Genomic DNA, 18817 nt, shown 5'->3' on the forward strand with positions numbered 1-18817 from the left:
ACGCCCCTGCGCCCCCCGAGGTCACGTCAGACGCCCCCGTCGTCGATGTAGCGCGAAAAGGCGCCGTCGATCGGCGCTTCGGAGAGCACGTCCATCCGCCCGCGCGAGATGCCGACGAGGATGCGCTTGCCCTCGAACTCGACGACCGCGAGGCGACCGCCGGTCGCGCCCATCGGCACCGCGTCCACCACCTTGACGAGGCGATCCCGCTGGCCGCCGATCGACAGGCCCGGCTGGAACTTGCGCATCAGCCAGAGCGTGCCGACCGCCATGCCCGCGACCAGCGCCAGCATGAGGAGCACGTTGAGCAGATAGGTGATCGTCATGCCCGGCGTTCGAGCCCCGCGAGGCGTGCCTCGGCCGCCACCACGTCGACGACGCGGATGCCGAAGCGGCCGTTCACCGTCACCACCTCGCCCTTGGCCACCAAGGTGCCGTTGACGAGGATGTCGAGCAGCTCATTGGCCTGCCGGTCCAGCTCCACCACCGAGCCCTCGTTGAGATCGAGCAGCTCCGCGAGCTTCAGCGAGGTGGAGCCCACCTCCACCGACAGCCGCAGCGGAATGTCGGCCAGCAGGCGGAAGTTCCGGCCGGCCGGGCTGTTCGGATCATCGATGCCCGGAAAGGGCGCTTCGGTCATGTCGTTCAATTCCTCTGGCCCCCTGTGCGATCATTCGTCCCGATCATCTCGATCTGGAACGCCGCGCGCCCTTCCTGCTCGCCGATCGTGCCTTCCGCAAGCCGTCTGTTGCCGACGATCAGCGGAACGCGGGGCGAGAGCGTGATCGGGATCACGTCGCCGGGCTTGAGCGCCATCAGCTCCGAAACCGAAAGCGTCGGCCGCGCCACGACGGAGCGGACCGGGAAGCTCACGCCTTCCAGCGCGCGCGCCATGCGATAGCGGAATTCGCTGTCCACCGGCCCCGCCTCGGCGTGGACCTTGGCGGCGAGCTGGCTCTCGTGTGCGCGCATCGCGGTGAGCGGGAAGACGAGGTCCATGCTCGTCTTGCCGGGGCCGCCGCCGGAAATGGTGAAGCGCTGCACCACCACCGATTCGTCGCCGCGCACGAGGCTCGCATAGCCGGAGTTGGTCTCGCGCGAGGCGAGCATCGGCTCCAGCGGCACGATCTCGCTCCAGCTTTCGACGACCGCGCCGGTGATCGCATCGGTGAGCCGCGCGAGAAGGCGCTCCTCGGCGGCCGTGAACTCCCGCTTGCGGGTGGCCGACGGGCTGACCGCGCCGGTGCCGCCATAGAAGGTGTCGACCAGACGGCTCACATATTCCGGCTGGATCGCGATCAGCATCCCGCCCTTCATCGGGCGCAGGCGATAGAGGCTGATGCTGGTGAATTCCGGCAACGCGTCGCGCCACGTCTCGAAGCGCGAGGTGAGCGCCGCCTCGGCCTCAACCTTGGGCTTCACGCGGGCGAAGGGTTCGAACACGTCGCGCAGGCGACGGGCCAGCCGCTCGCCGATCCGGTCGAGACCGGCCAGGCGCGCGCCGGGCCGGAGCGCCTCGCTGCCGAGCGAAAACGGCTTCACGTCGCTTTCGCTCAGCTCGGCCCGTTGCCGCTTGCCGTCATCCTTGCCTGCCGGCTGTTTCGCCACGCTCGTCCACTCCGCTTCGTTCCACCATCCTACTGGATGATGAAGCTGGTGAAATAGACGTCATCGATGCCGCCGTAACCCGTCTTCTCGACGAGAACCTTGTTGATCGCGTCGCGCAGCGTCTTCTGGAGCTGCTCCTTGCCGGCGGGCGTCTCAAGGACCATCGAGTCCTGATTGGCCAGCGTCGCGAGCACGGCCGAGCGGATCGGCATCTCGTTGTCCTTGAAGTTGTCCAGCACCTTGGCGTCGTAGAAGGTGGAAACGCCGAGCGAGAGCTGGGCGATCCCGTCCGTGTCGCGCAGGTTCGAGGTGAACGCCTGCTCCATGGTGTAATAGCTCGGCTTGTACCGGCGCGGATCGGGCACGAAGCTGCCCACTGCCTTGTGCTGGATCGTGGGATCGGCGCTCTGCCCGTCACGCAACACGAGCTTGGGCGCATCCGGGTCTTCGGCCGGCTTGGCGTGCGAACCGCCCAGTCCCATGCCGGCCGCGAACATGCCGCCCGCGACGCCACCGCCGACGAGAACGAGGCCGCCGACGGCCATCAGGATCAACTTCTTCATGCCCCCCTTCTTCTTCGGGGCGGCAGCGGCGGCGGCGTCACTCATCGATCAATCCTTGGTCATGCATAGCGTGCGTCGGCGGGCGTGGGCTTGGGAGCCGGCGCCTGGCCGGTGGTTCCACCGCGAACTGTCCGCGTTGGCCCACTCTGATACTCGGGAAGAGGTTGCGATCGGGTTTGCGACCGGTTGCCGGCACTGCCTCCGCTGCCCGTTCCCCCTGAAAATCCGCCATTTCCGGCCATCGCCTGATTGCGCGAATCATGTTGGTGGGAGGAAGACTGCGGCTGCGAATCGCGATTCGAGCCCGTATCGCCCGTGCCGACATCGACCTGCGCGTTGGCGATGTGGATGCCGTGTGCGCGCGCCTCGGCGATGAGCTGCGGCCGTGCATCGGCGAGCGCGACGCGGGAGGCTTCGCTGGTCGCGGTGAGCGTGACGGCCGAGCCGTCGTCGCCACGCTTCATCTCCACCTGCACGGTGCCGAGATGCTCGGGCGAAACCTGGAAGCGGACGGTGCTGGTCGAGGCGCCGGTCGACGCGATGTCGCGGGCGAGCCCGTCGAGCCATGCCCCCTGCTTGGCGAGATCGAGCTGGCGGTCGGCCGTGCCCGCGGCGAGCACCTGCCCGGCATTGTCGGCCGGCGTGACCGTCGCGGACTTCGGAGCCGCTGCCACATGCGCGCCGGCGGGCGCCGGGGCGGCCTTCGGATCGAGATCGGGGTCGATGGCGTCGTCGTCCTCCTTCGCGGCCTTGCGCGCCGGAGCGGCGGGCGCGGGAGTCGGAGCGGCGGGCTTCACCGTCGCGACACGCGCCGCAAGCAGCGCAGCGGTCGCGGGAAGCGGCTCGGGTGCCGGTGTAGCGGGCGGCTGGGTGGACGGGGCCGGCTGCGAAACCTGCGTCGCGTCTGCCGTCCGGGTGACCGGGGCGGCGACAGGCTTCGCGGCAACGGGAGCCGGCGCGGCCTTGTCAGCCATCGTCACCGGCGCGTCCTGCGCGGCCTGAGGCTGCGCATTCCGATCGGGGAGAGGCCTCTTGGCGGAGCCGTCCGCGCTGGTCTGCTTTTCCAGCGCGGCGAGGACGAGATGCGGATCGACGGGCGGAGCCGGATCGGCAGCAGGCGTGGCCGCGGGTGTCGCATCGGCCGGCACGGCAGGAGTGGTGGTTGCGAGCGGCACGTCCTTGCCCTTGGCGGGCGCGCCATCCTTCACGGCCGTCTCGACCGGCGGGGTCGCGGAGGGCGGAGCCGGCGGCACGAGCGGCATCGGCACGCCGAGCATCGCCATCAGCGCGGCATCATCGTCATCCTGCGTCTTGTTCGAGCCCTTCTCGTCGCCCGCCTGCGCGTCGTCGTCGCCCTTGTCGTGAAGCGTGCGCGTATCCTTGCCGTCGTCGGCCGGGAGCGCCCCCGCCGCGATCGCCGGCTTGCCGAGGTCCGCCATCATCGCCGCGAAGGCATCGGCGCCATCAGGCGTCGTCCCGGTCGCCCCGGAGGCATCCTGTGTCGCCGGCATCAGGCCCGCGAGCAGCGAAAGACCACTCACCGTCATGCCTCCTCTCCCATGGAACGATAGGCACGCGCGCGGACCGACGACGCCATGCGTCGCTCCGCGGTGGCGGCCGCATCGGAAGCCGCGCGGTCGACGAGGCGATCCGCGCTCTCCTGCCGGATGCGCGCCTCGATCCGCTCGGCCGCGCGCGTGTGAGCGGTGGCGCGGGCACCCGCGATGGCGTCCGCCAGACCGAAGCGCGCAACATCGAGACGATGCGCCAGCTCGCCCCGCGCCGCGAGCGTCGAAGCCATCATGCTCCCCGTCTCGCTGGTGAGGCTGAGGCGCAGATCGAGCACGCGCGCCGCGCTATGCTCCAGCGACTGGAGCTGCGCCTCGGCGGCGGCGGCGGCGCCTGCCGCCTGCACATGCTCGACGCGCCGGACGCGCGCGATGCGCTCGCGCCGCTTGACGAGGTTGCTCATCCGCCGAACCTTTCGATCAGTTCAGCCGAAGCATGCGCCAGATCGATGCGCTCCTTCGGCTTCTGCTTCAGGAAGTCGAGAATCTCGTGATGTCGCGCGATCGCCTGATCGATGGTGCCGTCGCTGCCCGCCTTGTAGGCGCCCATCAGGATGAGATCGCGGTTCTCCTCATAGACCGACCACAGCCGCCGTAGCGCCGCCGCCGCCTCGGCATGCTCGTCATCGACGATGTCCGCCATGACACGCGAGAGCGAGCGGCCCACGTCGATCGCCGGGAACACGCCCTGCTCGGACAGCGAGCGCGACAGGATGATGTGCCCGTCCACGATGGCGCGGGCGGTATCGACGATTGGGTCATCGCCATCATCGCCATCCGCCAGCACGGTGTAGAGCGCGGTGATCGAACCGCCCGAATGCGCGTCAGCCCCGGCGCGCTCGATCAGGCGCGGGATCATGCCGAGCGCGGAGGGCGGATAGCCCTTCATCGTCGGCGGCTCGCCCAGCGACAGGCCGAGTTCGCGCTGGGCATGGGCGCAGCGGGTCAGCGAGTCGATCAGCAGCAGCACGCGCTTGCCCTGCGCGCGGAAATATTCGGCGATGGCGGTCGCCCGCATCGCGGCACGCAGGCGCAGCACCGGGGGATGATCCGCCGGCACCGCCACGACCACGCTCTTCTCGCGCACGCCGGGCACCAGCTTGGTGGCGAGGAAGTCCGCGACTTCGCGCGAGCGCTCGCCGATCAGGCCGACGACGATGATGTCCGCGTCCGCGCCCTGGATCATCTGCCCCATCAGCACCGACTTGCCGACGCCCGAGCCCGCGCAGATGGCGACGCGCTGGCCGACGCCCGCCGTCAGCAGCGCGTTGATCGCGCGCACGCCCATGTCGAAACATTCGGTGACACGCGCCCGGTCGAGCGGATTGGCGGGCCGCCCGGCGAGCGGCCACGTCCCCGTCGCGTCGATCGGGCCGAGCCCGTCGAGCGGCTGGCCGGTCGCGTCCATCACTCGACCCAAGAGCCCCTCGCCCACCTCGGCGACGCCGCCGCGCGCATCGGGCTCGACGCGGCCGCCATTGCTGTGCGGCGCATCGCCGTCGAGCGCCATCAGCAGCGAGCGTTCCCCCCGGAAGCCCACCACCTCGGCGCGCGTCGCATGGCCGTCCGCATCGATCACGCGGACCGACGCGCCGACCGGCATGGAAAGACCCGTCGCCTCCAGCATCTGCCCGTCATAGGCGACGAGCTTGCCGATGCGGCGCGGACCGGCGTCCCCGACGGTCAGCCCTTCGAGCAGTTCCGAAGCGCGGGCTTCCAGCGTGCTCATCGCGAGCCGGCGACCCGGTCCAGCGCGGCACGCAACCGCTCGAGGCGCACCGAGGCGCCGTCCTCGATCGCGCCGGCGCCCGTTTCCAGCCGGAGATCGCCGGGCGCAAGCGTCGGATCGGCCTCGATCGAAACCGGCAGCTCGGCGCTGTTCAGGCGCGAGATGTCCGCGGGGTTGAGCTTCAGCACGGTGGGGCGCGTCTCCTCGCCGATCAGGGCCGCGGCGGCCTGCGCGCGGTCCATCAGCGTGCCGACATCGACGTCCACCTCGCCCATCACTTGACGGACCAGCCGCTCGACGGTGGTGGCGATCATCGCGCCGAGGCCCTGCGTCGGCTCGGGACGGAGCATCTGGAGGCCGAGGGCGAGCCGCTCCAGCGCGTCCCGCTCCTTGTCCGCCTCGCGGCGGCCGGCTTCGAGCCCGGCGGCATAGCCCTGCGCGATCGACGCGGCGCGAACCGCATCGATATCGACGCGCTCCTCCTCTTCCGGCTCCACCTCGGGCTCCACGTCGCAGTCGGGCTCGCCCTGATCCTGAAGCGCCTCGTGCCACGAGGTGAAGGGTGCGGTGCGGCGCGGCTGGGTCCAGACCGGCACCGCCGTCGCGGAGGCCGCACGCTCGGCGGCGAACAGATTAGACATAGTCTTCCCCCTTGCCGCCCAGGCTGATCGTGCCGGCTTCCGCCAGACGACGCGCGATGGCGAGAACCTGCTTCTGCGCCTCCTGCACCTCGACCAGACGCATCGGGCCGCGTTCGGCCATCTCGTCCTGGATCGACTGCGCGGCGCGGCTGGACATGCAGCCGAACATCTTGTTGCGCAGCATCGGCTCGCAGCCCTTGAGCGCGACGATGAGAATCTCGGTATCCACCGAGCGGAGCAGCGCGCCGAGATCCTTCTCGGTGAGCGCGTTCAAATTCTCGAAGACGAACATCTCGTCCTCGATCGTGCGGGCGAGGCTCTTGTCGAGCTTGGCGAGCTGGCGGATCACCCGCTGCTCGACATTGGCGCGCGTGGAGTTGACGATCTTCGCCGCTTCCTGCGCGCCGCCGCGCTTGGGGGCGCTGCCCTGCGAACCAACCTTGTTGACCTGACGCAGCAGCAGCCGCTCCAGATCGTCGAGCGCCTCGGCCGAGACGCTGCCCAGCGTCGCGACGCGATAGACGATATCGGCCTGCACATCCTCGGCAAGCTGCTGGAGCACGTCGGCTGCGACGCCGGCCTCCAGATGCGCGAGCACGAGCGCCGCGATCTGCGGATGCTCCGGCTCGATCAGCGTGGCGATGGTCTTGGCGTCCATCCACTTGAGCGAATCGAGCGCGGACGAGCGCGTCGGCGGCGTGATGCGGGCGAGCATGTTCTCGGCCCGCTCGGCGCCCAGCGCGCGCTCCATCATGTTGCGGATCTGGCTGTCGGCACCGAAGCCGATCGTCGTGCGCTCGCGGGCGCGATCGACGAACTGGTCGAGCACGCCGTCGACCTCTTCCTCGGACACGTCGGCGACGCCGAACATCGCGGTGCCGAGCTGCTGCACCTCGTCCGGGTCGAGCCGGCCGAGCACCTGCGCGGCCTCGTCCTCGGCGAGCAGCATCAGCAGGATCGCTGCGGCGCTGGAGCCGCTCGGCGCGGCGGCCTGCGGGGCGGCGGGAACGATCTCAGGCACTGGCCGCCTCCGGCTTGGGCATGTCGGCGCGGATCAGGTCGCGGACGACCAGCGCGGCGCGATCCGGGTCCTGCCGCACGAAGTTGCGGATCAGCGCGGCGCGGGCGGCATAGCCGGGCGCGGCCTCGATCATGTCGAGCGTCACCGGGCGATCGATGTCGCCCTCCTCCGTCTGGTTGGCGAGCGCGGAGGCGATCTCCTTGCCGACGGCGGCGCGTTCCTTCGCCTTGCTGGCGATCTTCTGCTCGGCGGCGGCGGCGCGGCGCTTCATCAGCGGGCGGCCGATGCCGAACACCAGGATCGCGGCGACGGCGAGCGCCGTCAGGTTGCGGCCGACGACGGGCAGCCAGCTCGCCTCGTACCACTTCGGCCCGGCGGCACCGTCCTCCGGCGCGAAGGTCTGTGAGGTCACCGCGACGATGTCGCCCCGGTTCTGGTCGAAGCCGACCGCGCCCTTCACGAGGTTCTGGATCTGCTGCTGTTGCTGCGGGGTGAGCGGCTTGGCGCCCGGCGCCTGACGCAGCGCCACCGCGACGGTGAGACGGTGCACGGTGCCGACCGGGTTCTTCGTCACCGAGATCTGGTGACCCAGCTCATAGCTGCGGTTGTAGGTCTCATTGAGCTTCTGCGGCGCGGAGGCTCCCGCCTGGCCCGGAGCGGCGCCCGGCGCGGCGGGGCCGTTCTGGCCCTGCGGCTGGCCGTTCGCGGTCGTCGCGGGCTTGGCCGGCGCCGGCGCGGTGTTGGAGAGCGCGCCCGGAATGCCGGTGGCCGGCTGGTCCGCGCCATTCTCGGTGTTGGTCCAGCTTCCCTGCTCGGTGCGGACGACCGAGCCGTCCTTCGGATAGGTCTCGGTCGTGGAGGCGACTTCCGCGAAGTCGAGATCGGCGTGGACCTCGGCGGTGAAGTTGCCCGCGCCGACGATCGGCGTCAGCAGCGAGGTGAGCGCGCGGCGATAGCGATCCTCGACCTTGGTCTGGAGCGCAACCTGCTTGTCGGCGACATCGTCGTCGCCCTGCCCGGCCGCATGGCTCAGCAGGCGGCCCGACTGATCGACCACCGACACGTCGTCCGGCGACATGCCCGACACCGAGGCGGCGACGAGGTGGATGATCGCCTGCACCTGCCCATCGGACAGCGCACGGCCGCTGCGCAGCGTCAGCATCACCGACGCCTGCGGCTTGGCGTCGTCGCGCAGGAAGACGCTCGGCTGGTCGGCCGCGATGTGGACCTTGGCGGTGGCCACCGCGTCGATCGCCTCGATCGTGCGGGCGAGGTCCATCTCCTTGGCCTCCTGGAGGCGTGCGCCCTCGACGGCGCGGCTGGCGCCCATCGGCAGGTTGGAGATGAGCTGGTCGCCGTCGGGCGCCGCCTTGGGCAGGCCCTGCTGCGCGAGCAGCATCTTGGCGCGGTAATAGCTGTCCTCCGGCACGGTCAGCGCGCCGGTGGAGTTGTCGATGTGATACTTGATGCCTGCCGTGTCGAGCGCCTGCACCACCGAGGCCTTGTCGGCATCGCCGAGGCCCATGAACAGATCGCGCTGCGGCCCCTGATGCAGCACCGCCCAGATGAGCGCCGCCGCGCCGAGAAGGCCCATCAGGCCCATCATCGGCAGGCTCTTCGCCACCGCAGGCTGGCGCGCAAAGGCGTTCAGCTTCTCCATGATGCCGCCGAAGCCGCCCTTGCCGAGATCGGCGAGCGGAATGGGCATCGAGCGCCCGGAGGCAGCGTCGCTGGGGATGAGTGCGTTCTCAGCCATATCAAACCGGCATGCTCATGATGTCCTTGTAAGCGGACAGAAGTTTGTTGCGGACCTGAAGCGTCGCCTGGAAGCCGACCGAAGCCTGCTCACGGGCCAGCATGACCGAGGCGACATCCGTGGTGTCGCCGCGCTCGTAGCTGTTCGAGATATCCTCGGCCTTGCTCTGGAGACCGTTGACCTGCTGGAGCGCGCCCTTGAGCGCGGAACCGAAATCGGTCGACTGGGTGCCCTGCGTCGCAGACTCAGCGCCGGAGATCGGCGCGGCCGGCCCCGTCGCCGCGGCCTTCTGGAGCGCGGAGTTCTGCTGGAGGATCTGATTGCGCAGAGCCAGCAGGCTGGATGCATTGATCGAGGTCATCGGTTCGGTCCTCAGGCCGCCGCCAGCTCACGCATTTCTGCGAGCCGGTAGCGGAGGGTGCGTTCGGAAATGCCCAGCTTGGCGGCCGCGAGCAGGCGCTTGCCGCCGGTCGCGTCGAGCGCGGCGCGGATCGCCTCCATCTCGCTCGCCCGCGCCACGTCGGCGAGGTTGCCGTTGCGGACGATCGGGGTGGCGGCCGGAGCCGGCACGACGCTCAGCGCCGGCGCGACATGCTGCATCACCTCAATGGCGAGATCGTCCGCCTCGATGCGGTCGCCCATGCGCAGCAGCAGGGCGCGCTGGATGACGTTGTCCAGCTCGCGGACATTGCCCGGCCACTCATGCGCCATCAGGCGATCAAGCGCATTGGCGGTCGGCCAGGCGACGCTCTCGCCCTCGCGGGTGTGGCGCAGGATGAGCGCGGCGGTGATCGCGCGGATGTCGAGGCGGCGCGCCTTCAGGGGCTTCAGCGCCAGCGGCATCACGTTGAGGCGCCAGTAAAGGTCGGCACGGAAGCGGCCTTCGGCCACTTCGGTCGCCAGCTCCCGGTTGGCGGCGGCGATGATGCGGACGTCGATTTTAACCGGTTGGGTTGCACCGACGGGAAGAACTTCACGCTCCTGGATTGCACGGAGCAGCTTCGCCTGGAGCGGAAGCGGCATCTCGGCGATCTCGTCGAGGAGCAGCGTGCCGCCCTCGGCCGCGCGGAACAGGCCTTCGCTCGCCCCGGCAGCGCCGGTGAAGGCGCCCTTGGCATGGCCGAACAGGATGGCTTCGAGCATCGTATCCGGCAGCGCGGCGCAGTTCACGGCAACGAACGGCTTGTCGGCGCGCGGCGACGCGGCGTGGATGAAGCGGGCGACGCCCTCCTTGCCGGTGCCGGTTTCGCCCAGCACGAGCACGGTCGCATCCGAACCGGCGACCTTTTCGGCCAGTTTCAGATAGATCGCGCTCTCCGGCTCGCCCACTGCCGGGCGCGCCGCGGGGCGGCACAGCTCGGCAACCAGCGCGAGGCCGAAAGCCATATCCTCGAAACCAAATCGGATAATCGCGGGCAGACCCTTGGCCGCGAGCCGGAGGCTCGGCGCGCCCGTCGTCATCTCGATGAGGATATCGCGGACGGTCGCCTGCCGAATCTCGGAAGCCGAGAGGATGCGGATTTCGTCACGCGCCGGAGCCTGCTGCGTATCGACCGTGCGCGTCGCAATGCCCACACCAGAGAGCCATGCCGCGAGGGCAGGATTCTCTAGGGCTGCAAGAGCACTGATCCCGATTGCATGCATGCCCGGCTTTCCCCCTGTGGAACCCAAATCCCGTCGAGCACCTTCTTGCCGCAGTTTATCCAACAAATGGTTAACGCGCGCGTTACGCCCACCCGTCGCGCGGGATTTCCCCTCTACGCGCACGCACACTCGCGCGTAGCGGGTCACCAGCAGGTGACCGAGGTTAGTTAACACCAGGTTGGGAAAAAACTTTGTGGCCCAGCGCTAAAAGTTCCTGCCGGCCCGTCGTTACCCGGGACGTAGCCGAGACGGACACTGACCCGGAGCGGCACAGAGCGGGAAAAGGAATTTTGAAATGACCGTGATCAACTCGAACACGTCGGCGCTCCGGGCCCAGAACAGCTCGCGTATGGCGAACGACGCCCTCAGCCAGGCGATGGCTCGCCTCTCCTCGGGCAAGCGCATCAACTCCGCCTCGGACGACGCCGCCGGCCTCGCGATCTCGAACTCGATGACCGCGCAGATCAAGGGCATGAACCAGGCGATCCGTAACGCCAACGACGGCATCTCGCTGGCCCAGACCGCCGACGGCGCGCTGGACGAGGTCACCAACGCCCTGCAGCGTATGCACGAGCTGGCGGTTCAGTCGGCCTCGGGCACCTACCAGGACAGCGACCGCACCAACATGCAGGCCGAAGTCACCGCGCTGAGCGCCCAGGTGCAGAGCATTCTCGGCACGCAGTTCAACGGCAACGCGCTGTTCGACAAGACCACTGCGGCTGGCACGGTTTCGACCAGCAAGCTGACGATCCAGACCGGCAATGACTCGACCGACACGGTCGATATCGCCCAGTCGTCGATGAAGGAGGTTTCCGACCTCACCGACTCCGCTGGCACGCCGCTCGACATCAGCACGCAGGCCGGCGCCACCGCCGCGCTCGGTTCCACCGGTGTGATCCAGGTCGCCCTGGATGCGGTCGGCACGGCCCGCGCTCAGCTCGGTGCGAACGAGAGCCGCCTGAACTCGGTGGTCAACAACCTGACCAACAACGTCACCAACCTGACCGACGCGAACTCGCGCATTCAGGATGCGGACTTCTCGGCCGAGACGACCAACCTCGCCAAGGCCCAGATCCTCTCGCAGGCTTCGACCGCGATGCTCGCCCAGGCGAACCAGTCGCAGCAGGGTGTGCTGAAGCTTCTCCAGTAAGGAATTCGCTTCCTTGACTTGAGGCGGATGGCCTCCGGCGCAATCGCTCCCCCGCGCCGGAGGCTGTTTCGCGTTTTTCGTGTCGGTACACTCGAGACGACGGACGACTTCGATGAGCGAGACGCTCCCCAATCCGCAGGATTTCATCGGCGACGACGACGATGAGGAACTGGTGTTCGACGAGGCTCCGGCCGTCGCACCCGTCACCTCGCCGGCGGCGGCGCCGAAGCTGTCCAAGGGCCGCGCGGGCAAGCGCGCCGCCCCGGCGACGGAGAGCGCTCCCGCTCCCGAGCCCGTCCGTATCGAGAACCCGACGCCCTCGTCTTCCGCGGTGACCGCTCCGGCGGCTTCCGTGGAGGAGCCGGCCGGTGGCGCGCCCGCGCCTTTCCCGCCGCATGGCGCTGAATCGGCCGGCTCCAGGACGAACCCTTTCCTGCTCGCGATCGTGGGGCTGGCGCTGCTGAGCAGCCTGCTCTCGGTCGGCGGGCTGATCGCTGTCGGCCGGACTCTCGCCGAGGCCAATGTCGCTCGACGGGAGGCCGAGGCTCGCAGGGATGCGCTGGCCGGCGTGCCCGCGATGGTCGCCCAGCTCAGGACGGCGACCGACCGGCTGGATGCGGCCTCGGCACGCGCCGCTGCAGCAGCACCGTCGGGCCCGCCCGCGACGATCGAGGATGTCCGCCATGAGCTGGACGTGTTGAAGCTCGCGCTCGCGCAGCATCAGCCGGACGGCGTCTCGGCGCTGACCGGCACGACACAGAGCGGATTTGCGGAGGTGGCCGAGCGGCTGGATCGCCTGTCGGATCAGCTCAACCGGACGCAGGGCGCGTCGGTCAGCGCCAGCCCGCCAGCTTCACGCGGAGCTTATCCAAGGCACTCTTCTTGATCTGGCAGACGCGGGCGGCGCCGATCTCCAGCACCTGCCCGATCTCCTCGAGGTTCAGCTCCTCGACGAAATAGAGCTGGAGGACCATCGCCTCGCGCTCGGGGAGTTCGGCGATATGCTCGGCCAGCGCCTCACCCAGCCGCTCGCGGTCGAACGTCTCGTCGGCCTGCTCCTCCAGGTCCGCGAACCACATCGACTGGTCCGAATAGACCTCGTCGAGGGACTCGTGGCGGACGGCTTCGGCGGCGTCGACCAGCTCGCGAAAGGCGGCGGCATCGAGGCCCATCGCCTCGGCCAACTCAAATTCGGTGGCTGCGCGACCAAGTTGCGATTCCAGTTCTACGCGCGCGCGCGCGAGCTCCTTGCGCTTCGCCATGCCCGAACGGGCCTGCGCGGCATGGCGGCGGAGGTGATCGATCATCGCCCCGCGCACGCGCATTCCGGCATAAGTCGAGAAGGCGTGGCCGCGATCCTCATAGCCATTGGCGGCCTCGACCAGCGCGACCATGCCGATCTGCACCAGATCCTCGACGTCGATCGCGTTCGAGACGCGGCCATGGACGTGCCAGGCGATCTTGCGGACCAGCGGCATGTGCGACTGGATGAGCTGCGCCTGATTGATGCGCGCGGGTTTGCGCGCGTAGGTCATGGGGACTTCGGCGTTCAACGGACCATCTCCGCTTCACGATGCTGCTGGGCGACCTGCGCCGGCCTGCCGCCGACGACCGCCACCACCTCGACGGGCTTGCCGTCCGGGATTTCGAGGAAAGAGAGGACCGGCGCGTCCGGCAGGTGCGGACGCAGCAGCCGGCCCAGCGCACGGCGCGCGATCGGCGAGGTGACGATGGCGAAGCGCTTGGCCTCGCCCACCAGCGGGGCGGCCGCCTCGCTCACCGCCTGCACGATGCGGCTGGCGAGCGCCGGCTCGATCGGGTGATTGGCGTTGGGGCCGCTGCGCACCGCCTGGGTCAGCAGGCTTTCGAGGCCCGCGTCGAGCGTCACGACCGGGAGCGGCATCCGCACCGGCACCATCGTCTGCACGATCAGCGCGCCGATGCGGCGGCGGACCTGCTCAACGAGCTGGATCGGATCGCTCTCCTCGCGGGCGGCATCCGCCATCGCTTCGGCGATGCGGCGGAAATCCTTGAGCGGAACGCCCTCCGAGAGCAAAGCGCGGCACAGCGCCGCGATGGCCGAGAGCGACAGCGGCGTGGGGGTGAGGCCGGTGACCAATTGCGGGGAAGACTCCTTGAGCGCATCGAGCAGCTTCTGCGCCTCGTCCATGCCGAACAGGTCGGAGGCGGAATTCAGGATGAGCTGGTTGAGGTGCGTGGCGAGCACGGTGGAGCTGTCCACCACCGTATAGCCCGCGACCACCGCCTCACCGCGCTTCTCGGGCGATATCCACACGGCGTCGAGGCCGAAGGTCGGATCCTTTACCTTGCGGCCATCGACCGTCGCGGCGAGATCGCCGCTGTCGAGTGCGAGCAGGTCGGACGGGTGGCACTCGTCCTCGCCCACCACGACACCGGCGACGGTGATGCGATAGGCGTTGGGCGCCAGATTCATATTGTCGCGCACGCGCACCAGCGGGATCACGAAGCCCAGCTCCTTGGAGAGCTGGCGGCGGATGCCGGTGATCCGCGCCATCAGCGGCGCGCCTTTGCGCTCGTCGACGAGGCTGACGAGGCCGTAGCCGATCTCGAGGCCGAGCGGAGCGTCGTCGGACACCTCGTTCCAGCCGATCGCGCTCGGATTGGCGGGCGCGGGCGGCGGAGCCTTGGCGGCAAGCTCGGCCTCGGCCTTGCGGAGCGCGTCAGCGCCGCGCAGATGCCACGCGACATAGCCGCAGAGCGCCGCCGCCGGCAGGATGATGATGTGCGGCATCCCCGGCAGCACGCCGAGAATGGTGAGGATCGCGGCCACCGGCGTCCAGGCCTTGGCCGAGCCGAACTGGCTGCTGATCTGCCCGCCGAGATCGAGCGGCGAGCTGACGCGCGTCACGATAGAGGCGGCCGCGATCGAGAGCAGCAGTGCCGGCACCTGCGCCACCAGCGCGTCGCCGATGGCGAGCTGGACGTAATTCTTGGCGGCGTCGCCGATCGCCATCGAGTGGCTGAGCACGCCGAGGATCAGACCGCCGACGATATTGACCGCGAGGATCAGCACGCCCGCGACGGCATCGCCCTTCACGAACTTCGAGGCGCCGTCCATCGAGCCGTAGAAATCGGCCTCGGTCGCGACTTCCTGACGGCGCTTCTTGGCGTCGTCGGGGGTGAGCAGGCCGGCGTTGAGGTCGGCGTCGATCGCCATCTGCTTGCCGGGCATCGCGTCGAGGGTGAAGCGCGCCGACACTTCGGACACGCGGCCCGCGCCCTTGGTGATGACCACCAGGTTGATGATCATGATGATCGCGAAGACGAAGATGCCAACCGCGTAATTGCCGCCGATCAGGAAGCTGCCGAAGGACTCGATCACATGGCCGGCCGCGCCCGCGCCCTCATGGCCGTGGACCAGCACGACGCGGGTCGAGGCGACGTTGAGCGACAGGCGGAGCAGCGTCGTGAACAGCAGCACCGTCGGGAAGGCCGAGAAGTCGAGCGGCTTGGCGGCGTTCAGCGCCACCATCAGCACGGCGAGCGAGATCACGATGTTCGAGATGAAGCCGATGTCCAGCATGATGGCGGGCATCGGCACCACCATCAGGGCGATGAGCATCAACGAGGCGATCGGCAGGATCGCGCCCTTGCTCGCATCCATCCACACACGCTTGTTGATCGCGGTCGCGGCCATTGATCGTCAGACTCCGAGGGATGCGAGCATGAGGTAGGCGAGCCGCGCGGTCTGCGGGCTCGGGGTCAGGAGGCTCTGCGCGGTCGGCAGCGGGCTGCCGCCGGCTTCGGTGACGGTGGTGCCGTCGCTGGTGCCGTTCAGCGCCGCGAGCTGCATCCGCGCGAGGTCGGATGCGCTGTCGGTGGGCGTGCCGCTGTCGGCCGGCGTCGAAGCGGCCGGCGTCGACTGGTTGAAGCGCGAGGCGAAGCGCTGATAGACATCCTGAAGGCTGCGCGGGTTGCCGGACTTGTCATAGAAGACCCAGCGATTGGCGCGCGCGGCGGCCGGCATCACCGAGGCGGCCGACTGGTCCGGATTGGCATCCTTGGCCTTCAGGAAACGGGTCGCGCCCGCCGGGCCGAGGAAGTGCGCCATATAAAGGTCAGTGGAGTTCGCCTCGCGGCCGAGCTTCGCCTCCAGCACATCCTTGTTGTCGGAGGCATATTCCCCCGCCATCGCGGCCGAGGTCTCCGGGTTTTGGCGCAGCGCCAGGATCTCCTGACGGGTCGTGTCGTCGGACACATAATAATGCCCGTCCGAACCCTTGGTGATCGCGTTGGCGGCCCAGCTCAGGCCGTGCTCCGAACCATGGTTCTTGATGACGCCGAGCCAGGTCTGCGTGGTGAACTGATAGAGGCCCGAAGCGCTCGACGTGGTGGCGTGCGCGTTCGGGTTGAAGCCGCTCTCGATGCGGGCCTGATGATAGAGATAGTGGAAATCGACACCGGTGCTGGCCGACGCGGAGGCGATGGCGTTCTGGACGCGGCCGTTGGTCAGCCCCGCCCTTCCCGTCTCTCCATTGCCGCGAATGATGGTCAGCGTCATGTCGTTCCCTTGGTTACAGAGGCTTTAAGCAAGCCCCGTGCCACTTCCTGCCTATCGACCGAACCGGCCGTTGCGCCCATAAGTGGGGGCCGCATTGCCCTTGCCGGTCGCCGTCGCGAGGCGCGTGAGGCGGCGGGTGGTCATGTCGGCGAGCACGTTCACGCGCACCCGCGCGGCATCCGCCAGCGTGATGGACTCGCTGACGAGCGCCTTGGACTCGGCGCCCGTGAAACGCGGGCTGAGCGCACGGATGCGGACCAGCGCCTCGTCGACCGCCACGGTCTGGGCGGAGATGGCATCGACGTCGTCGGCATCGAGCGCGGCGATCAGCGCGCGCTGGGCATGGATCAGGGCTTCCAGAGGCGCCGTGCTCACAGGCCGGCCCCCATGTCGCTCTTGATCATGCTGCCGGCGATCGCCTTGGCATCGGGGCGATACTGGCCCGACTTGATCGCGGCGCGGAGCGAAGCCACGCGATCGAGATCGACGGGCGCCCCCTCGGCCACCATCTGCGCGCTGGTGGTGGAGACGGCGGCGCGATCCTCGATCGAGGAGGTCTGCGCCGGCGTGACGCGCTGGGCGCCCTCGCCGCGCTGGGTGGCGGTCTTCCCCCCGATGCCGGCGAGCGAGCCGCTGGTCGAAAGGCCGATACCGTTGATCATGTGCTGTCCCTCCGGGATCAGAAGCTGGTCACGCGAACGCGGCCGGTATCGACCACCTCGCCGATGACGATGCCGCCCTTGTCGCTGGGCTTGACGCGGATGCGGCCGCCGACGCGCCCATCCTCCTGAGCCACCGCTTCGGTGGTGACGGTGAAGCCGTTGCTGGTAGCGGCGAGTTCGACGGGGTCGCCGCGCTTGATGACGGCCGGACCGAGCGCCGGCATCGCCTGCGCGACCGCGGGCATGATGACGGTGCCGCCGGTCGCCGCGGTGGCCTGCGCGGGCGCCCGCATCAGCGGCACGCGGATGCGCCAGCCGAGCGGCTCGCAGCGCAGCGCCACGGCGCCGAGCGCGGGCGGATCGATGGTGGCGGGAACCGGACACGGCTTCAGCTTCAGCCGGCGGTCGATATGGGTCAGCGGCCCGCCGGGCTTGCCGACATCCACGTCCAGCGCGCCCACGAGGCGGCCTTCGAGCTTGTCGAGATCCTCGAAGCCGCTGGCGTCAGTGGCGGCATGGGCCGCGGCAGACGCGCCCAGCAGCAGGAAGAAGGCCAGAGCCTTGCGTGCCATGAAAGATGCTCCCGTCATACGGGCGCATTTCAAGCAAGGGCTGTGCCAGTTTGCTCCAGATCAGCCCTTATGGGCGATCATCGTCACGCGGACATGCTGGCCGCGCCCCGCCGCGACGGGGCCGGTTCCGTCGATGGAAAGATCGATGCGGCCTGCCTCCAGCCCGCCGGACTGGATCGCCCGTGCGATCGAGGCCGCGCGCGCGGCCGCCAATTCCCAGGCGTCGAAACGCTGGGCATGGCCGTCGGTGCCGACGCTCTCGACATGGACGAGATAATGGCTGCTTGCCGCCTCCCGTCCCAGAGCAGTGAAGTGCGCGCGGGCATCGTCCAGCAGCACGGCCTCGCCGGGCTGGAACAGAGGCGCCGCCTGCTCGTCGAGCGAGGGCATGGAGGGCGCGCCGAAAGCCGATCGGATGCTCGCGCCGAGCAAAGCCGGATCGCCCCTATGAGCCTGCAATAGCAGCAGAAAGGCCAGCAGGACGAGGCACAGGTCGGCGAAGCTCGTCGCCCAGCGCGCGCCGTTCGGCGATGTATTTGAGGAGAGAGCGGGCAGCCTCATTTGACGACGCGCAGCCGCGCCTCGATGCGCGACACCCGTGTCTCCAGCGGCCCCATCAGCTCCTCGCGCGCGACGGTCGTGAGCTTGTCGAGCGCCTCCTTCTGCCACAGCAGCTCGGCGCGGCTCAGGCGCTCGAGACGGGCGGCGACCGGCCCGGCGATGCAGTTGGCGACGATCACGCCATAGAGCGTGGTGAGCAGCGCCAGCGCCATGCCCGGCCCGATGCGGGTCGGGTCTTCCAGCGCGGAGAACATGCGGATCAGGCCGATCACGGTGCCGATCATGCCCATAGCCGGCGCGGCATCCGCCATCGCGCGCCACACCGCATGGACCGCCGCATGACGCTCGGCCCGCCGGGCGAGTTCGTCGGTGCCCCAGGTCAGCAGGCGGCCAGGCTCGCGGACATCGGAAAGCTGCGCCGCCGCGTGGGCCAGGAAGCGTTCGACCACCGGCACGCGGTCGGCGGTCGCGATGCCGGTGAGGCTCGCGCGCTCGACGATGCGGTTGGCGGCGACGCGCGCGGCCTGCGCCTCGGCCTCGGGGCGGCTGCGCAAGAGCGGCCCGAGCGCGGCGATCGCGCGGCCCAGATCATGGAAGGTGGATCGCATCGCCGCCACCAGCACCGCGCCGCCGAAGACCAGCAGAATGGCGACCGGATCGAGGAAAATCGCGACGTTCACGGACCCTGTCCCCTTCCTGTAGCCGGAGCAACGCCCGCCGAACCGGGACGCGGCAAAGCGACCGGCAAAAATTTGCCGCCTGCCGGCAAAGGCTTGCCGCCCCTGTCGTCATTGCCCGG

At 69.2% G+C, this 18817-nt stretch carries 22 protein-coding genes; 2 read left to right on the forward strand and 20 right to left on the reverse strand.

Translation table 11 applies throughout. From position 1 onward, the window contains the following. Positions 1–26: 26 nt before the first annotated feature. From ST3T6A_RS0115260 to ST3T6A_RS0115315, 12 genes are read right to left on the reverse strand one after another with little or no spacing between them, the layout of a single operon-like run. Positions 27–326 carry a flagellar biosynthetic protein FliO gene (locus ST3T6A_RS0115260; RefSeq protein WP_019833817.1) on the reverse strand — a complete coding sequence of 100 codons (300 nt, stop codon included), beginning with the start codon at positions 324–326 and terminating at the stop codon, positions 27–29. Then, positions 323–640 (reverse strand): flagellar motor switch protein FliN, encoded by a 318-nt coding sequence (gene fliN, locus ST3T6A_RS0115265; RefSeq protein ID WP_019833818.1) that lies wholly within the window; start codon positions 638–640, stop codon positions 323–325. The genes ST3T6A_RS0115260 and fliN overlap by 4 nt, the downstream gene beginning before the upstream one ends. Positions 641–645: 5 nt before the next feature. Next, complete coding sequence (locus tag ST3T6A_RS0115270; RefSeq protein ID WP_019833819.1) at positions 646–1608, reverse strand: flagellar motor switch protein FliM; 963 nt, start codon at positions 1606–1608, stop codon at positions 646–648. Between the two features lie 29 nt (positions 1609–1637). Further along, entirely contained in the window at positions 1638–2216 is a 579-nt protein-coding gene (locus ST3T6A_RS0115275) for a flagellar basal body-associated FliL family protein (RefSeq protein ID WP_019833820.1), read from the reverse strand. Between the two features lie 14 nt (positions 2217–2230). Continuing rightward, complete coding sequence (locus ST3T6A_RS0115280; protein ID WP_019833821.1) at positions 2231–3718, reverse strand: flagellar hook-length control protein FliK; 1488 nt, start codon at positions 3716–3718, stop codon at positions 2231–2233. Next, positions 3715–4143, reverse strand: coding sequence for a hypothetical protein (locus ST3T6A_RS0115285; protein ID WP_019833822.1), 429 nt, complete (start codon positions 4141–4143; stop codon positions 3715–3717). Before ST3T6A_RS0115285 ends, ST3T6A_RS0115280 begins: the two co-directional genes overlap by 4 nt. Next, a complete protein-coding gene (locus tag ST3T6A_RS0115290) occupies positions 4140–5468 on the reverse strand; it encodes a FliI/YscN family ATPase (protein ID WP_019833823.1) in 1329 nt (442 codons plus the stop codon). The genes ST3T6A_RS0115285 and ST3T6A_RS0115290 overlap by 4 nt, the downstream gene beginning before the upstream one ends. After that, entirely contained in the window at positions 5465–6109 is a 645-nt protein-coding gene (locus tag ST3T6A_RS20355) for a FliH/SctL family protein (protein ID WP_019833824.1), read from the reverse strand. Before ST3T6A_RS20355 ends, ST3T6A_RS0115290 begins: the two co-directional genes overlap by 4 nt. After that, a complete protein-coding gene (gene fliG / locus ST3T6A_RS0115300; protein ID WP_019833825.1) occupies positions 6102–7130 on the reverse strand; it encodes a flagellar motor switch protein FliG in 1029 nt (342 codons plus the stop codon). Before fliG ends, ST3T6A_RS20355 begins: the two co-directional genes overlap by 8 nt. Further along, the gene (fliF, locus tag ST3T6A_RS0115305) at positions 7123–8886 is read right to left on the reverse strand and encodes a flagellar basal-body MS-ring/collar protein FliF (RefSeq protein ID WP_019833826.1); all 1764 of its coding nucleotides are present in this window, start codon (positions 8884–8886) and stop codon (positions 7123–7125) included. Before fliF ends, fliG begins: the two co-directional genes overlap by 8 nt. Before the next feature lies 1 nt (position 8887). Then, positions 8888–9247 (reverse strand): flagellar hook-basal body complex protein FliE, encoded by a 360-nt coding sequence (gene fliE / locus ST3T6A_RS0115310; RefSeq protein ID WP_019833827.1) that lies wholly within the window; start codon positions 9245–9247, stop codon positions 8888–8890. A gap of 11 nt (positions 9248–9258) precedes the next feature. Further along, on the reverse strand, positions 9259–10530 hold the full coding sequence (locus ST3T6A_RS0115315) for a sigma-54 interaction domain-containing protein (protein WP_026359757.1): 1272 nt from the start codon (positions 10528–10530) through the stop codon (positions 9259–9261). A 295-nt stretch (positions 10531–10825) separates the two neighbouring features. On the opposite strand from ST3T6A_RS0115315, the gene ST3T6A_RS0115320 reads away from it, so the two are divergent. Both ST3T6A_RS0115320 and ST3T6A_RS0115325 read left to right on the forward strand, forming a co-directional pair. Beyond that, a complete protein-coding gene (locus tag ST3T6A_RS0115320; RefSeq protein ID WP_019833829.1) occupies positions 10826–11680 on the forward strand; it encodes a flagellin N-terminal helical domain-containing protein in 855 nt (284 codons plus the stop codon). A 112-nt stretch (positions 11681–11792) separates the two neighbouring features. Continuing rightward, positions 11793–12566: a hypothetical protein gene (locus ST3T6A_RS0115325; protein ID WP_019833830.1), complete on the forward strand. Its 774-nt coding sequence runs from the start codon at positions 11793–11795 to the stop codon at positions 12564–12566. Here ST3T6A_RS0115325 and ST3T6A_RS0115330 read toward each other — a convergent pair. The 8 genes from ST3T6A_RS0115330 to ST3T6A_RS0115365 are packed head-to-tail and all read right to left on the reverse strand — an operon-like array spanning position 12514 to position 18698. Next, entirely contained in the window at positions 12514–13215 is a 702-nt protein-coding gene (locus tag ST3T6A_RS0115330; RefSeq protein ID WP_019833831.1) for a FliA/WhiG family RNA polymerase sigma factor, read from the reverse strand. The genes ST3T6A_RS0115325 and ST3T6A_RS0115330 overlap by 53 nt on opposite strands. A gap of 14 nt (positions 13216–13229) precedes the next feature. Beyond that, a complete protein-coding gene (flhA, locus tag ST3T6A_RS0115335) occupies positions 13230–15359 on the reverse strand; it encodes a flagellar biosynthesis protein FlhA (RefSeq protein WP_019833832.1) in 2130 nt (709 codons plus the stop codon). 6 nt (positions 15360–15365) lie between these two features. Beyond that, positions 15366–16223: a transglycosylase SLT domain-containing protein gene (locus ST3T6A_RS0115340; RefSeq protein WP_019833833.1), complete on the reverse strand. Its 858-nt coding sequence runs from the start codon at positions 16221–16223 to the stop codon at positions 15366–15368. Between the two features lie 51 nt (positions 16224–16274). Next, positions 16275–16598 (reverse strand): hypothetical protein, encoded by a 324-nt coding sequence (locus tag ST3T6A_RS0115345; protein ID WP_019833834.1) that lies wholly within the window; start codon positions 16596–16598, stop codon positions 16275–16277. Continuing rightward, positions 16595–16885 carry a flagellar biosynthesis anti-sigma factor FlgM gene (flgM, locus tag ST3T6A_RS0115350; protein WP_019833835.1) on the reverse strand — a complete coding sequence of 97 codons (291 nt, stop codon included), beginning with the start codon at positions 16883–16885 and terminating at the stop codon, positions 16595–16597. The genes ST3T6A_RS0115345 and flgM overlap by 4 nt, the downstream gene beginning before the upstream one ends. A 17-nt stretch (positions 16886–16902) precedes the next feature. Then, positions 16903–17457, reverse strand: coding sequence for a flagella basal body P-ring formation protein FlgA (locus ST3T6A_RS0115355; RefSeq protein WP_019833836.1), 555 nt, complete (start codon positions 17455–17457; stop codon positions 16903–16905). Positions 17458–17517: 60 nt separating this feature from the next. Continuing rightward, positions 17518–18018 (reverse strand): OmpA family protein, encoded by a 501-nt coding sequence (locus tag ST3T6A_RS0115360; protein WP_019833837.1) that lies wholly within the window; start codon positions 18016–18018, stop codon positions 17518–17520. Beyond that, positions 18015–18698: a motility protein A gene (locus tag ST3T6A_RS0115365; protein ID WP_019833838.1), complete on the reverse strand. Its 684-nt coding sequence runs from the start codon at positions 18696–18698 to the stop codon at positions 18015–18017. Before ST3T6A_RS0115365 ends, ST3T6A_RS0115360 begins: the two co-directional genes overlap by 4 nt. Between the last annotated feature and the right edge of the window lie 119 nt (positions 18699–18817).

This window comes from Sphingomonas sp. PR090111-T3T-6A, assembly GCF_000383095.1.
In the GTDB taxonomy this organism is placed as follows: Bacteria; Pseudomonadota; Alphaproteobacteria; order Sphingomonadales; family Sphingomonadaceae; genus Solisphingomonas.

Excerpts from the sequence above, each read along its gene's own strand:
- ST3T6A_RS0115325 (WP_019833830.1), top strand. The coding sequence starts at position 11,793 with ATGAGCGAGACGCTCCCCAATCCGCAGGATTTCATCGGCGACGACGAC.
- ST3T6A_RS0115275 (WP_019833820.1), bottom strand. The coding sequence starts at position 2,216 with ATGAGTGACGCCGCCGCCGCTGCCGCCCCGAAGAAGAAGGGGGGCATG.
- ST3T6A_RS0115285 (WP_019833822.1), bottom strand. The coding sequence starts at position 4,143 with ATGAGCAACCTCGTCAAGCGGCGCGAGCGCATCGCGCGCGTCCGGCGC.
- ST3T6A_RS0115260 (WP_019833817.1), bottom strand. The coding sequence starts at position 326 with ATGACGATCACCTATCTGCTCAACGTGCTCCTCATGCTGGCGCTGGTC.
- flhA (WP_019833832.1), bottom strand. The coding sequence starts at position 15,359 with ATGGCCGCGACCGCGATCAACAAGCGTGTGTGGATGGATGCGAGCAAG.
- ST3T6A_RS0115355 (WP_019833836.1), bottom strand. The coding sequence starts at position 17,457 with ATGGCACGCAAGGCTCTGGCCTTCTTCCTGCTGCTGGGCGCGTCTGCC.
- ST3T6A_RS0115360 (WP_019833837.1), bottom strand. The coding sequence starts at position 18,018 with ATGAGGCTGCCCGCTCTCTCCTCAAATACATCGCCGAACGGCGCGCGC.
- flgM (WP_019833835.1), bottom strand. The coding sequence starts at position 16,885 with ATGATCAACGGTATCGGCCTTTCGACCAGCGGCTCGCTCGCCGGCATC.
- ST3T6A_RS20355 (WP_019833824.1), bottom strand. The coding sequence starts at position 6,109 with ATGTCTAATCTGTTCGCCGCCGAGCGTGCGGCCTCCGCGACGGCGGTG.
- ST3T6A_RS0115320 (WP_019833829.1), top strand. The coding sequence starts at position 10,826 with ATGACCGTGATCAACTCGAACACGTCGGCGCTCCGGGCCCAGAACAGC.
- fliF (WP_019833826.1), bottom strand. The coding sequence starts at position 8,886 with ATGGCTGAGAACGCACTCATCCCCAGCGACGCTGCCTCCGGGCGCTCG.
- fliE (WP_019833827.1), bottom strand. The coding sequence starts at position 9,247 with ATGACCTCGATCAATGCATCCAGCCTGCTGGCTCTGCGCAATCAGATC.
- ST3T6A_RS0115315 (WP_026359757.1), bottom strand. The coding sequence starts at position 10,530 with ATGCATGCAATCGGGATCAGTGCTCTTGCAGCCCTAGAGAATCCTGCC.
- fliN (WP_019833818.1), bottom strand. The coding sequence starts at position 640 with ATGACCGAAGCGCCCTTTCCGGGCATCGATGATCCGAACAGCCCGGCC.
- ST3T6A_RS0115280 (WP_019833821.1), bottom strand. The coding sequence starts at position 3,718 with ATGACGGTGAGTGGTCTTTCGCTGCTCGCGGGCCTGATGCCGGCGACA.
- ST3T6A_RS0115330 (WP_019833831.1), bottom strand. The coding sequence starts at position 13,215 with ATGACCTACGCGCGCAAACCCGCGCGCATCAATCAGGCGCAGCTCATC.
- ST3T6A_RS0115340 (WP_019833833.1), bottom strand. The coding sequence starts at position 16,223 with ATGACGCTGACCATCATTCGCGGCAATGGAGAGACGGGAAGGGCGGGG.
- ST3T6A_RS0115290 (WP_019833823.1), bottom strand. The coding sequence starts at position 5,468 with ATGAGCACGCTGGAAGCCCGCGCTTCGGAACTGCTCGAAGGGCTGACC.